The organism is Sulfurospirillum barnesii SES-3 (assembly GCF_000265295.1).
Taxonomy (GTDB): Bacteria; Campylobacterota; Campylobacteria; order Campylobacterales; family Sulfurospirillaceae; genus Sulfurospirillum; species Sulfurospirillum barnesii.
Genome location: NC_018002.1, coordinates 2,451,805 through 2,463,792 on the forward strand (window position 1 = coordinate 2,451,805; position 11,988 = coordinate 2,463,792).

12 protein-coding genes are annotated in these 11,988 nt (G+C 41.5%); 1 reads left to right on the forward strand and 11 read right to left on the reverse strand.

All coding sequences use genetic code 11. The features are described 5' to 3' along the window. Positions 1-12: 12 nt before the first annotated feature. The 8 genes from dxr to SULBA_RS12430 form a co-directional block, all read right to left on the reverse strand. Entirely contained in the window at positions 13-1,080 is a 1,068-nt protein-coding gene (gene dxr / locus SULBA_RS12395) for a 1-deoxy-D-xylulose-5-phosphate reductoisomerase (protein WP_014770640.1), read from the reverse strand. Next, positions 1,081-1,845, reverse strand: coding sequence for a phosphatidate cytidylyltransferase (locus SULBA_RS12400; protein ID WP_014770641.1), 765 nt, complete (start codon positions 1,843-1,845; stop codon positions 1,081-1,083). 60 nt (positions 1,846-1,905) lie between these two features. Continuing rightward, the gene (locus SULBA_RS12405; protein WP_014770642.1) at positions 1,906-2,232 is read right to left on the reverse strand and encodes a hypothetical protein; all 327 of its coding nucleotides are present in this window, start codon (positions 2,230-2,232) and stop codon (positions 1,906-1,908) included. A 176-nt stretch (positions 2,233-2,408) separates the two neighbouring features. Next, positions 2,409-3,734 carry an NFACT family protein gene (locus SULBA_RS12410; RefSeq protein ID WP_014770643.1) on the reverse strand — a complete coding sequence of 442 codons (1,326 nt, stop codon included), beginning with the start codon at positions 3,732-3,734 and terminating at the stop codon, positions 2,409-2,411. A 3-nt stretch (positions 3,735-3,737) separates the two neighbouring features. Beyond that, the gene (locus SULBA_RS12415; protein ID WP_014770644.1) at positions 3,738-4,880 is read right to left on the reverse strand and encodes a glycerate kinase family protein; all 1,143 of its coding nucleotides are present in this window, start codon (positions 4,878-4,880) and stop codon (positions 3,738-3,740) included. Then, entirely contained in the window at positions 4,877-5,332 is a 456-nt protein-coding gene (locus SULBA_RS12420; RefSeq protein ID WP_014770645.1) for a methylated-DNA--[protein]-cysteine S-methyltransferase, read from the reverse strand. Before SULBA_RS12420 ends, SULBA_RS12415 begins: the two co-directional genes overlap by 4 nt. Before the next feature lies 1 nt (position 5,333). After that, positions 5,334-5,819 (reverse strand): GNAT family N-acetyltransferase, encoded by a 486-nt coding sequence (locus tag SULBA_RS12425; RefSeq protein WP_216593425.1) that lies wholly within the window; start codon positions 5,817-5,819, stop codon positions 5,334-5,336. A gap of 123 nt (positions 5,820-5,942) precedes the next feature. Continuing rightward, positions 5,943-7,574 (reverse strand): methyl-accepting chemotaxis protein, encoded by a 1,632-nt coding sequence (locus SULBA_RS12430; protein WP_014770647.1) that lies wholly within the window; start codon positions 7,572-7,574, stop codon positions 5,943-5,945. Positions 7,575-7,764: 190 nt separating this feature from the next. Here SULBA_RS12430 and SULBA_RS12435 point away from each other — a divergent pair, with 190 nt between their 5' ends. Continuing rightward, positions 7,765-8,166: a gamma-glutamylcyclotransferase family protein gene (locus tag SULBA_RS12435; protein WP_014770648.1), complete on the forward strand. Its 402-nt coding sequence runs from the start codon at positions 7,765-7,767 to the stop codon at positions 8,164-8,166. Here the strand turns inward: SULBA_RS12435 and SULBA_RS12440 are convergent. Genes SULBA_RS12440 through SULBA_RS12450 form a run of 3 tightly spaced genes read right to left on the reverse strand, consistent with a single transcriptional unit; the run spans position 8,163 to position 11,791 of the window. Continuing rightward, entirely contained in the window at positions 8,163-9,809 is a 1,647-nt protein-coding gene (locus tag SULBA_RS12440; protein WP_014770649.1) for a methyl-accepting chemotaxis protein, read from the reverse strand. The genes SULBA_RS12435 and SULBA_RS12440 overlap by 4 nt on opposite strands. A 19-nt stretch (positions 9,810-9,828) precedes the next feature. After that, complete coding sequence (locus SULBA_RS12445; RefSeq protein WP_014770650.1) at positions 9,829-10,353, reverse strand: ankyrin repeat domain-containing protein; 525 nt, start codon at positions 10,351-10,353, stop codon at positions 9,829-9,831. 1 nt (position 10,354) lies between these two features. Beyond that, the gene (locus SULBA_RS12450) at positions 10,355-11,791 is read right to left on the reverse strand and encodes a catalase (RefSeq protein WP_014770651.1); all 1,437 of its coding nucleotides are present in this window, start codon (positions 11,789-11,791) and stop codon (positions 10,355-10,357) included. Positions 11,792-11,988: the final 197 nt, after the last annotated feature.

The window sequence follows — 11,988 nt, forward strand, 5'->3', positions numbered from 1 at the left end:
AAAAAATTGTTCTTATTTTAAGCAATAATGTCGAACTTCTTTGTCAATTTGAAACACCTCATCTAAACTTTGAGGGAGTGCATCTTCAAAAAAGCGGTAGGCTTTTTTAGTGCGTTCAGCCAGTTCTAAAATAGAGATTTCACGGTTGTAAAATTGAGCAATACCCACTTCATTCGCAGCATTAATAACAACACCTCGCTTAGGATTAGCCAGCACATCGTCTTTAATTTCCCAAATAGGATAACGCGCTTTATCAATGTTTTGAAACGAAAAAGAACCAATACTGACCAAATCAATCGGTGGCAAAATAGCCTCTTGTACCTCACCCAAAAGAGCAAATGCAATGGGTAGTTTCATATCCGCCTTAGCTAAATGAGCGGTGGTACTGCCATCTTGAAAATCAACAAAGGCATGAATGATAGATTTTGGCTCAATAATAGCGTCTAGCTTTTCACACCCAAAAAGCCACTTTGCCTCTAACAGTTCAAAAAGCTTATTGGTCATGGTTGCGCTATCAATGGTGATTTTGGGGCCCATACTCCAATTAGGATGCTTGAGTGCATCTTCAAACGACATAGAAGCAAGTTTTTCCAAAGGTGTATCACGAAAGGCACCACCACTGGCGGTAATAATCATTTTTGAGATGGGACGATTGCCCAACAAATACCAAAGTCCAAAATGTTCACTATCAATGGGCGTAATTTTTTTGGTGTCCAGTAAATGCCCTGCAACCACCAAAGATTCTTTATTGGCAAGGGCGAGGCGCTTGCCTAAACGCAGTGCTTCAATACTAGGAGCAAGCCCCACAAAACCGACTAAAGCATTGACAACTAAAAAACTCTCTGTTTTTTGCATGAGTTCTAAAATGCCCTCTTTACCCACAAAAACATGTGGATGGTTGACCAAAGAGCGGTCTTTTTCATCCGCAATGGCAACGTATTTAGGGTGATGTTCTTTAATTTGTTCATTTAAAAGAGCTATATTTTTCCCCGCCACCAACGCTTCAACCTCAATGCCAAAACGCTTAGCGATGAGCAGCGCATTAAGCCCAATCGAGCCTGTGGATCCTAAGAGTACCACTTACGCCAACCCTCGAAGTAAAATAACCATAACCACACCACCAAACAAATAGCCATCGAGTCTATCAAGCATACCACCGTGTCCTGGGAAAAGGGTGCCACTGTCTTTTACCCCTGCTTCACGCTTTAAATAGCTCTCAAACAAATCCCCAAATACAGAAGATACTGAGGCTAAAAGGGCAATAAATGCAGAGAGCCAAAAAGGGATAAAAAAGGTGCCATAAAGCGCACCAACAACACTTCCAATCACAATGCCACCCACAACACCCTCAAGTGTTTTATTCGGAGATGAGGGAGAAAAAGAGGTTTTACCCATACTTTTACCCACAAAATAGGCTCCCGTATCGGTGAGTGCTACAATAAAAACCAACCACACCAATACCGACATGCCAAAATCATGATAAAGAGCATAAAGAAAGAGCATAGAAATGGACGGATAAAGAAACGGGGCTAAGAGTTTATAATCCACTTTTTTTGTGTATGCCATAATGGAGAGGGAGAGAATTAAGATAAGATAGATTAAATCATCAGGATTGGGATAGACATAGGCGATTAACCATAAAAGCACTGCGTACACATACAGTTTAACATCCCGTACACCAAAAAGATTCATCGCTTCATGAAAAGCGAACAAATAAACAACACCCAATACCAGCCATGTTAAAATGGAATTATCTAAAAAGGCAAGCAAGGTTGCAAAACCTAGCATCACTAAGCCTGTGACAACACGCTGTTTATTGGATTCGTAGAGTGTTTTAAAATTCATAAGAACTCTTTGATAGTGGTATTTTATATAAGAAGCAATCATAGCAAACCAAAGGTGAGGCTAAGCTTTAATGTCTAAATGCCCACTTGTGACAAAAGGTACCGCTTCAGGCTCTTCTTCCGTTTCTGCTTCTTCAGGCTTCTCCTTGCTTGAGCTAGAGGCATTTTCTTGGTCGTGCTTATGGCGTTCATGCTCATTTTCAGGGTCAATTTTATAGCTCTCTTCAGGAGGCCGTACTTCTTGCACCTCATCCTCTTTTTCGGCTTGCATGGCAGCAGCCAGTGCATTTTGCATCTGAACACTGTTTTGATAATCCATCTGTTTCGCCGCTTGTGCTGGCATCATTTGGTTTGCATACACCACACTACCAATAGGACCTACTGCCATACCTTCCTCCTTTACATGTAAAACTCACTCTTTGTAAATTTTGAGTGTCTGATACGTCTCATAAGCAACATTCGCTCCCGCTGATTTTGACACGCTTTCTAGGCAAAGCCTAAAAAGCTACGTTGCACTAGGCACTAAAGCTTGGCTCTTTCGAGCCAGAGAGCCAGAAAGGAGACTTACTCTTTGTAAATTTTGAGTGTCTGATATGTCTCATAAGCAACATTCGCTCCATCAAAAGGCTTCACGTTTTTGCGTTGTGTATAATCGACCAAATAGCCACCTTTTTGAGAGAGGCTAAAATCCACACACAACTTTGCTGCAAAAATTAAAATAGGCTCAGGCACACTCTGCTTTTCGGTGCAAATAATCACATGCGCTGAGGGCATATCTTTTACATGTAACCACATATCGCTCTTTTTTGCCTCTTGCAACAGAGCAAGATTGCCCTTCTCATTTTTACCCAATAAAATGCGGTACCCCTCCAGCCAAAACGTTTCATAATTGCTATCATCGCCTTTTTGCTTCTGCTTGGTGACTTTGGGCGTTAAAATGTGTATCTCTTCCAAATCCCGTGCCGCTTCAATCACCCCCATCATCCGCTCCAAGAAGAGTCGTTTCTCTTCCAAATTTTCCCGTTGCCTGTGAATAGAAAAGGCTTTTTGGCGCAATTTTTTCGACTTTTTATAAAGCATATTGGCGGCGTGTTGAGGCGAATGCGCTAGGGGTAACTCAATGCTCACAAGCGCTCCATCAAAGTCATAAAGTTCCACACGCTCTTGATAATTTTTAATGCTATACACATGCGCTAGTACCAGCGTTGCTTCTTTATGCGCCTGCTCACTTTTGGCTAAAAGTTCTTCCTCATTTTCTAAAGCATTCATGGCTTGCCTGAGCTTTTCACTCTTTCGCTCCAGCACCGCTTTTTTTTGGTTTTTTAGCTCACAAAGCTTTACATGTAAACGCTTTTTATAGCTCTCTTGCAAATAATCTTCCACGCTTCCTTCTATCGTAAAAGGCTTCTCTTTGAGCTCTTTAGGAGGTAATGGCTCCAACACCTCTCCCACTTTCACACTGCGAAAACTCACACTCGCATCAATGTGCCGCAAGGCCTCTAACACCACCTCATTTTCATCTAAGATAATCGCATTGGTGTTGCGTCCTGTAAATTCCAGTTGTAAAGTGGTCTCAAAGGCTTTGTAACTCGAACTTGAAAGCACGCAAATACGCCAAATACGGTTACTCTCCTCTACTTTCATAGAAACAATTTTTGCATTGGCAAAGCGCTTGTGTAAAAGCACATCAAAAGGAGCGTTATAGCGTTTGGATTGTTTAAAATCGCTCTTATAAAACAGATACGAATCATTCCGTGAGAGGTCGATAAAAAGGGCCTCACCTGCTTCAAACACAATGCGTAAAACATTATCGTCCACACGGTAAATGGAGGAAATTTTGTGGTATTGGTGTAAAAAATTATTAATTAAAATCAGCTCTTTATGTTTCATTCATCACTTTCGTAAAATAGCACGAATCAGTCTAAAAATTTCTGTCGTGCTTTTGGTCACCAACTGCTTGGTACGCTCTTTTTCCATCGCCTCTTCTAAATGTATAGGGTAACGCATAATGGAAAACAGTGCGTCAATCTCCTCACACATCTCCAAATCATCGGCAATGCCACCTCCCAGCGCAATGAGTGGGACTCCCGCCCTGCGAGCACGTTTAGAAACCCCACTGAGCACTTTTCCCATCAGGGATTGCGTATCAATACGCCCCTCACCTGTAATGACCAGCGTTGCCCCTTTAAGCGTTTCATCAAAATGCATCGCATCTAAAATAATCTCAATGCCTGAGCGAAGCGACGCATTTTTTAAAAATGCCAGTATACCACCGCCCATACCACCTGCTGCCCCTGAACCTGCCACATGCGCTATGCTTTTGCCATAAGAGCGTTCGAGCACCTCGCAAAAATGCACCATACCCGCATCCAAACGCTCAACCATCAACGCATCAGCACCTTTTTGTGGGGCATACACATGCACACACCCTTTTGCCCCATACATGACATTGTCCACATCACATGCCACGCTAAATTCACACTGCTCGAGCAAAGGCTCAACGCCTGAAAAATCAACCTTCTCAACCTTTTCTAGTATCTCACCACCATACCCCAAAACATCGCCATTTTTATCTAAAAAACGGTACCCCAATGCTTGAAGCATCCCAAGCCCTGCATCATTGGTCGCACTGCCCCCAATACCCACAATAAATTTGCGACACCCTCTTAAAAGCGCATCCTTAATCAACTCTCCCACCCCATACGTGGTCGTTTTTAATGGGTTACGCTGCTCTTTTGGTACCAAAGGAAGCCCAGAGGCCTGCGCCATTTCTATTACCGCTGTCATGCCATCACTTAAAATGCCATACTGCGCTTCAATGGGTTGCATCAACGGGTTATGCACGTTACATGTAATAATTTTTCCATCACGATTTTGCATTAAGGCATGAAGCATTCCCTCACCACCATCGGCAATAAAACACGGTGTTACCTCCGCCTCTACGTAAACGTTTTTAATGCCCTCTTCTATCCATCCTGAAAGTTCTTGCGAACTTGCACACCCTTTAAAAGAATCAATTGCTATGACAACATTCATCGGTATTTTTGCTCCAACGCTAAAAGATATTCTTTACGCCAAACCCCACTGCTGTATCCCCCTATGCTTCCATCTTTAGCAATCACACGGTGGCAAGGAATCACAATGGCAATCGGGTTTTTACCATTGGCATTAGCCACCGCACGCACAGCTTTGGACTGTTTGAGCAGTTCTGCCTCATGGCTATACGAAATGGTCTCACCGTAGGGAATACGCTGAAGTACACGCCACACCCCTTGCTGAAAGAAAGTGCCTTTGGGATTCAATGGCACACTAAAATTTTTGAGTTTGCCTGCAAAATAGGCTTCTAACTCTTTTTTAAGTAGTTCAATGTGTTGATTTGAATCTTTGAGGATTTCACCATTATCGTCAAAATCTAAAGCGCAAATGCCACGCTCATCAGCTGAGATCAGCAACAACCCAACAGGCGATGAAAATGAACAGTAAACCATGCTAGCTCCTTAGTGCTTTGTGCATACAGACGCTGTTTTCCATCCCCACATAAGGTCCATAATTGGGAATGACCGCATACCCCATTTTGGCATAAAGCGCAATCGCTTCAGGCTGACCTTTGCCTGTCTCCAAACACGCTTCGCTAAAGCCAAGCTCCACTGCCCACGCTTCTAATTCGCATAAAAGTTGTGAAGAAAAGCCACGCCTGCGACAGTTTGGGTCCACAAACATGCGTTTGATCTCAACCGTTTTGGCATCAATTTTTTTAAAGCACCCGCATGCCACGGGAACATCATTTTCATAACCAACCAAAGCCGTTTCAATGGGATCAATCACATTGTGCTTGTCATACAGTGCTTGCTCTTTTCCATAGCGTGCATTTAGCTCTGCATCCAATGCCTTTGTTAAAGCACAAAAATCTTGATGACTGTTGTTTCTTTTACATGTAACCATTTGGGGGAATCTCTTACTAATGATTTTATTCATTATACTCTTTTTGATGCTATTTCACTAAAATGAATAATTCATTTTAGTGTCTAAAGATAGTTTGCCAAAACAAAATCTGTGCGTTTTGACAAACTATAAAACGTCTAATACGTATCGTACAGCTTATTGAACTTTAAAATCATCCATTTTGCAGGATAGCTTTTCAGTCATTGAATTAAGATGATCTATAGCGAGCATCATCTCTTTGGTACTTTTGGTGTTATCCAAAGAAGACAAACCTACCGTTGTAAGATTATGTGCTATTTCTTGAATTTGAGAAGAGGTTTCATCTGCTTGTTGAGCGCTCTGTTCTGCAACTTTTGTAATTTTAGTCATAGTGTGAGAGACATCCGTGAGTGCTGTTTCAATATGAGATGAAGTTTCCATAACATGTTTTACTTTTTCAATGTCTCTTTGCATGGTTTCACTTAAATCACTAATGGATTGCGTAATAACATTGATCGTTGTATTGGTCTCAACCAAAGATTTTTGGGTTCTTTCGGCCAATTTTCTTACCTCATCAGCAACCACAGCAAAGCCTCTTCCATGTTCCCCCGCACGAGCTGCTTCTATGGCAGCATTCAGCGCTAAGAGATTGGTTTGATCGGCAATATCAGATATAACACCAAGCACATTTTTGACTTGTTGTGTATCTTCAACAAGGTGAAGAAGTTTCTCAGATAACGCAAGCTCACTTTGCGAGTTTTCTCTAATTTTCTCCATAATACCCATCGTTATGACTCTGGTCTCATTGAGTTTTTCAGAAGCTTTGGTAATCTCTTGCTTACTTGCATTGAGCGTGCTTGAGCTATTAACAGCAGATTGTCTCATAGGTTCAACTTTTTGAACCGCATCTTGTAGCATTGCTGATTCATGGTAAACCCTTGTTTCAATGGCTTTGGCTGTTGCAATGAGCTCTTCTGATGCAGTTGCATTTTCAATGGTAAGACTTTTAGCCTCAGCTACAGTGATTCTTATTTTTTCAACAAACGTATTGAGCAACATAGAGACATCTACGATTTCATCGTCTCCTTCTAGTTCAAGTTTTTTGGTCAAATCGCCATCACCTTTGACAAGTTCAGTAACAGCGTTATTGATCATTGTAAGCTTTGATGTAATCGCTTTTATTGTCAGAAAAATTATCACTAAAATAACGACACATGCGAACAGAACGGTAACAATCATTGCGGTACTGCTTTTTTGCAATATTGCAGTCGCATCTTCTTCATCCTGTAGCGCTTCCTTATTTGCCATTTCGACCAGTTTATCCACCATGGCTCTATGCGCTTCATAGGTAGCACTGAGTATGCCACTGGAAAGCGCTTGTGCTTTTTCTCTCTGGTGTGCTTTGAGCGCAGGAACATACTCTTTTTCCATTATTTCAAAAAACTCAAACGCTGGTGTTTTGGTATCTTCTAATATCAATTTTCGCATCCCAGTATGTTTAAGATTTTCATCCCAGTATGTTTGTCTTTCCCTATAGTCTTTTTTAAGAGAATCTATTTTGGCAATCAATTCATTTAAAGATTTTTCATCTGTGGCCTCAAGCATCATATAGGCGACAAGTCGGCTTTCAATGATATACTCAGGAGGAGGAAGAATGTCGGCTATCAGATCTTTGGAGAGGATAATATCGTTGTATTTGTCCCCTTTTATTTTTGTGGCTTCGATACTCAGATAAGAAACAACCGATACGGTCATTAACGCTAAAAAAGCACAAACCCCAAGCAGCATAAGTTTTGATTTAATGGTCACTCTACTTTCCTTATTTATAACGTAACTGTCATTTTATGAAATTAATGTATACAATTTATGTTTATTTTTGATTAAAATTTAATCAAAACAAGACAGGTTACCTTGTTCCCTATACCCGTGTGTAATTTGCATAATTTTTAAGCACAAAACGCACACAAAGCATGGTATGATTTTCATCAAGGAGCAGGCAATGACACACCTCTTTACATACGGATCACTGATGTTTGAAAATGTTTGGCACAAATTGGTTAAAGGCAACTATCTCGCCCAGAAAGCAACCCTGCATGGCTATGAGAGACGTGCCATTAAAGACGATGTTTACCCTGTCATCTTTAAATCAAACACCTTCGTTGAAGGTGTGGTTTATTACGATATGTCAGACGAAGATTTGGTTATCCTTGATACTTTTGAAGGCGAGTATTACGAACGTAAAGAGGTGGAGCTTCTGGTAGAAAACACTCCCATTAAAGCATCGGCGTATATTTTAAAAGAGGCTTATTTTCACTTAATCGATACCAAGCCATGGAGTGATGCCCTCTTTGCACAAGAGGGCATTCAGACCTTTTTAGAAGAATACAAAGGCTTTCACTAAACGCTAAAGTGCTCCATACGTTTTTGTAAATCTTTAGAAATATGCATGAGTTCACTGACCGCAGCAACACTCTCTTGCATTGAACGGGTAGTGCTTTGTGACATCTGCGCAATAGAATGTACATTGCCTGCCAATCCTGAAACCTTTTGCGCTTGTTCTTCTGATGAGAGGCTCATCTCATGCGTTTTTATCAGTGAATCACTCGCTTGCGTATAGATCTGTTCCAACATAGCACTTGCTTCATGCGTCATGTCATAACTTTTTTCAATTTGTGTGACCACATTTTCCATATTGGAAACCGCATTTTTCGTTTCGCTTTGAATGATGCCAATCATCTGAGAAATCTCTTTGGTCGCCACATCGGTGCGGTCTGCTAGCTTTCGAATCTCATCGGCAACCACAGCAAACCCACGCCCTGCTTCACCTGCACGGGCTGCTTCAATGGCGGCATTGAGGGCTAAAAGATTGGTTTGATCCGTAATCTCTTTAATCAAAGCAGCGCTCCCACCAATGCTTTGTGAATGATGATTCAAGGTTTCAATATGCATTGCCGAAGCTTTGACATTGCGGGTAACCTCCTCCATATGTAAGGCGGTTTGTGTCACAACATCACGCCCTTTTTCAGACAGTTGAGAACTCTGGCGTGAATTTTCCTCTGCTTGCTTAGAAATCAGCGCAATTGCATCAATTTTTGCGCTAATGCTCCCAATCTCTTGAACCAAAGAGAGGGATGTTTGCTCTTGCTTGGACGCAAGTTCTTTTGAATTTTCAGAAGCCTTATGCACCTCTTCGGCTTTTTGCGCCAATACATTAGACGTTTGAATAATATGCAAAACAATGGTTTTAAGGTTAGCTTGCATTTTTAGCACTGCACCCAAAATACTCCCCTCATTTTTTACACTTAAATGACGTGTTAAATCTCCATTGGCAATATAATTTGCAATTTCTGAAACCTCTTTTGGCTCAGCACCCAAAGAGCAGGTCAGATTTTTAGAGATACGCCATGCAACCCCACTAGCAAGAACAAAGGCAATCAACAGTAACACAATCATAAACTGTGCAAAACTTCCAGCGACTTCTCGTGCCTTAGGCGTTGCTAGCTGATTTTTTGCCTCTTCAAAATCAATAAATTCATTAATAGCGCCTAACCATGCTTTAAATGCAGGGCTTAACTGTTCTAAAAGAAGAGCCTTTGCTCTACTATGCTCATTGCTTTGCTTCAGTGCAATAACCTCTGCTATCAAAGGTATTGCCTTTTGTTCAACCCTTTTAATCTTCTCTAAAATAAGCCGTTCTTGTTCTTCAACACCCTCTTTTTGTGCAAAAATAGCATCCAAAGGCTTGGCGGATGCTTCATAAAACTGTTCTAAGCGTTTTATCTCATCTAGCACCTGTGTTAAAGCATTTTTATCGTCTATAAGCACTACATCACGCAGGGCAATGGCTCGATCATGCACACTGCCTCTAAAATTAATCGCATAACGCTGTTTGAGAGAATTGACATCGGTGATTTCATACAGTGTTTCATCAATAAAATTAACCTTTTGAATGCCTATGGCTGTAAGAATAAACATCAAGCCCACCACAAGCCCAAAACCACCCATAAGCTTTTTTCGTATACTCCACTGTGTCAAAAATATCATTATTTTTCCTTTATCAAACCTATGCTACAAGCGAGCGTTTAGGCTTCCCCGTAAAAAGCATTTTTACATACAAGACCGCTTTAGCAACACTACGAGGAGAAAAACCAATAATCTTCTTTTCTTTTCCTTTCCCTCCAACGCTTTGCAAATACTCCACAACGCCAACACGCCCAAACAAGGCTGCAAACATAATGGGCGTTCGTCCACCACCATTATCACTATCTACCTCAGCCCCCGCTTCAACCAAAGCTTTGCAAATCTCCAAATACCCTTTAAATGCGGCACCGCCTAAAGGTGTTTGGTACCTGTCGTTTCTCTGATCCACCAAAGCACCATAAGAGAGCAACATCCTAACCGTATCGCGTTCACCATTGTAAGCAGCCAACATAAGAAGGGTGTTGCCTTTGGCATCCGATACGTTTACATGTAAACCACTTTTGAGCATAGATTCTAAAATATCGCACTCTCCATGGCGTGCAAAATCAAGCGCCATTTCTTGAAGCTCACCGTAGCGAGCCTCTTCTTCTTTACTGAGTGTTTCCATCTTAGATTCCTAATGCGTGACGCACACCAGTACCATAATCTGGATCGACCTGATCAAATAAAGCAATTTGTCGCTCAATAATCTCTCTTGGCACACCTGCCATGGCAGAGGCAATATTGCCAAAAAGTTGTGCTTTTTGATCCAAACTCATCAGCCTAAACAGTGCTCTGGGTTGGGAAAAGTCATCATTTCCAATACGATGATCGTATCTATCGCCATCCCCATTGACAGGAAATGCAGGCTCGCTATACGTCTTATCTTCTTTAGCTCCCCCAAAACTGTTTGGTTCGTAGTAAGCATCCCCAAAATCAGGCACATCTAAACGCATTGAGCCATCCATATGGTAGGTGTTTACCTCTACTTTTGGACGGTTAATCGGCAACATCTCGTAGTGCGTTCCCACACGGTAACGGTGCGCATCCGCATACGAAAAGACTCTGGCTTGGAGCATTTTATCGGGTGAGAAACTAATGCCTGAAACGACATTGGAAGGGCTAAAGGAGGCTTGTTCTACCTCAGCAAAGTAATTTTGCGGATTGCGATTCAGCTCCATCACACCCACATCGATCAATGGATAATCTCCATGCGGCCATACTTTGGTGAGATCAAAGGGATTAAAAGAGCAGACTTCTGCTTGCGCCTTGGTCATGATCTGAATTTTCAATTTCCATCTTGGAAACGCTTTACGCTCAATCGCAGCAAACAGATCTTCTTGCGAACTCTCACGTGATTTTGCCACAACCGCTTCAGCCTCGGCATTGGTATAGTTTTCGATGCCTTGTTCGGATTTAAAGTGAAATTTCACCCAAAATCGCTCGTTTTGCGCGTTGATAAGACTGTACGTATGTGAACCAAACCCATGAATATGGCGAAACCCTTTAGGAAGCCCACGATCGGACATTAAAATCGTCACTTGGTGTAAACTCTCAGGCGAAAGTGACCAAAAATCCCACATAGCCGCATTACTTCTCAGATTGGTTCGTGGATGGCGTTTTTGGGTGTGAATAAAATCGGGAAATTTTTGAGGATCGCGGATGAAAAAAACAGGCGTGTTATTGCCCACCAAATCCCAATTGCCCTCATCGGTGTAAAACTTAATCGCAAACCCTCGCACATCGCGTTCGGCATCTGCAGCACCTCGCTCACCTGCAACGGTTGAAAAACGCAAAAAGAGCTCTGTTTCCACCCCTTTTTGAAGCACTTTGGCTTTGGTGTAACGTGAAATATCGTGCGTGATGGTCAGCGTTCCAAACGCAGCCGAACCTTTGGCATGAACCACACGCTCAGGAATACGCTCACGATTTTGATGCGCTAATTTTTCAAGAAGTTGATAATCTTGCATTAAGAGCGGCCCCCGTGAACCCGCACTTAAAGAATTTTGGTTGTCCGCTATGGGATTTCCAGCAGTTGTTGTCATTGTTTTTGAGTGTGTTTTCATTGTTTATCCTTTTTTACTCTACAAATTTCTTGAATAGCTAACAGAATAGTAATATTTTAATAATTATTTGTCAATAGTAATTTTTATCATTTAATAAATATAATAAAATATTTTATCGTCATTAGAACCAAAGATGATATATTGCTGCTACGAACGACTACACAATAGGATGTCTATAGAATGAAGGATAAAGAAAA

Excerpts from the sequence above, each read along its gene's own strand:
- SULBA_RS12400 (WP_014770641.1), bottom strand. The coding sequence starts at position 1,845 with ATGAATTTTAAAACACTCTACGAATCCAATAAACAGCGTGTTGTCACA.
- SULBA_RS12405 (WP_014770642.1), bottom strand. The coding sequence starts at position 2,232 with ATGGCAGTAGGTCCTATTGGTAGTGTGGTGTATGCAAACCAAATGATG.
- SULBA_RS12410 (WP_014770643.1), bottom strand. The coding sequence starts at position 3,734 with ATGAAACATAAAGAGCTGATTTTAATTAATAATTTTTTACACCAATAC.
- SULBA_RS12415 (WP_014770644.1), bottom strand. The coding sequence starts at position 4,880 with ATGAATGTTGTCATAGCAATTGATTCTTTTAAAGGGTGTGCAAGTTCG.
- SULBA_RS12420 (WP_014770645.1), bottom strand. The coding sequence starts at position 5,332 with ATGGTTTACTGTTCATTTTCATCGCCTGTTGGGTTGTTGCTGATCTCA.
- SULBA_RS12425 (WP_216593425.1), bottom strand. The coding sequence starts at position 5,819 with ATGAATAAAATCATTAGTAAGAGATTCCCCCAAATGGTTACATGTAAA.
- SULBA_RS12435 (WP_014770648.1), top strand. The coding sequence starts at position 7,765 with ATGACACACCTCTTTACATACGGATCACTGATGTTTGAAAATGTTTGG.
- SULBA_RS12440 (WP_014770649.1), bottom strand. The coding sequence starts at position 9,809 with ATGATATTTTTGACACAGTGGAGTATACGAAAAAAGCTTATGGGTGGT.
- SULBA_RS12445 (WP_014770650.1), bottom strand. The coding sequence starts at position 10,353 with ATGGAAACACTCAGTAAAGAAGAAGAGGCTCGCTACGGTGAGCTTCAA.
- SULBA_RS12450 (WP_014770651.1), bottom strand. The coding sequence starts at position 11,791 with ATGAAAACACACTCAAAAACAATGACAACAACTGCTGGAAATCCCATA.